The 1,049-nt window shown below is 63.6% G+C and carries 1 protein-coding gene; it reads left to right on the top strand.

From position 1 onward, the window contains the following. The coding region (locus tag NXI30_29080; GenBank protein MCR9098294.1) for an EF-Tu/IF-2/RF-3 family GTPase at positions 1-1,049 on the top strand (1,049 nt) is incomplete at both ends.

Genomic DNA, 1,049 nt, shown 5'->3' with positions numbered 1-1,049 from the left:
CGTCGACCTCGTCACCATGGAAGAGTGGGTGTGGCAGGGTGAAGACCTCGGCGCGTCCTGGGTCCGCCAGCCGATCCGCGACGATCTCAAGGATCTCGCCGACGAGTGGCGCTCGGTTCTGGTCGAGAACGCCGTCGAAATGGACGACGCGGCGATGGAAGCCTATCTCGAAGGCGAAGAGCCCGACGTCCCCACGCTGCGCAAGCTGATCCGCAAGGGCTGCCTGTCGATGACCTTCGTTCCGGTCCTCGGCGGCTCCGCGTTCAAGAACAAGGGTGTGCAGCCGCTGCTGAACGCCGTTGTCGACTACCTGCCGAGCCCGCTCGACGTGGTCGATTACATGGGCTTCAAGCCTGGCGACGAGTCCGAAGAGCGCAACATCCCGCGTCGCGCGGACGACAAGATGCCCTTCGCCGGCCTGGCGTTCAAGATCATGAACGACCCCTTCGTCGGCTCGCTGACCTTCACCCGGATCTACTCGGGCCAGCTCCGCAAGGGCGACTCGATCCTCAACTCGACCAAGGGTCGCAACGAGCGCATCGGCCGCATGATGATGATGCACTCGAACAACCGCGAGGAGATCGAGGAAGCCTTTGCAGGCGACATCATCGCGCTGGCCGGTCTTAAAGAGACCACCACCGGTGACACGCTCTGCGACAAGGCCGATCCGGTCGTCCTCGAGACGATGACCTTCCCCGATCCGGTGATCGAGATCGCGGTCGAGCCCAAGACCAAGGCCGACCAGGAGAAGATGAGCCAGGGCCTGCAGCGGCTTGCCGCCGAAGACCCGTCCTTCCGCGTCGAGACCGACCTCGAGTCGGGCCAGACGATCATGAAGGGCATGGGCGAACTTCACCTCGACATCCTCGTCGACCGTCTCAAGCGCGAGTTCAAGGTCGAGGCGAACATCGGTGCGCCGCAGGTGGCCTATCGTGAGACGATCAGCCAGAAGATCGAGCACACCTACACCCACAAGAAGCAGTCGGGTGGTTCGGGTCAGTTCGCCGAGGTCAAGCTGGAGATCGCGCCCACCGAGCCGGGCGAAGGCT

Source organism: bacterium, assembly GCA_024742285.1.
Taxonomy (GTDB): Bacteria; Myxococcota_A; UBA9160; order UBA9160; family UBA4427; genus UBA4427.
Note: the sequence above shows the minus strand (reverse complement) of the source record. Positions and strands in the feature narration are given on the sequence as shown.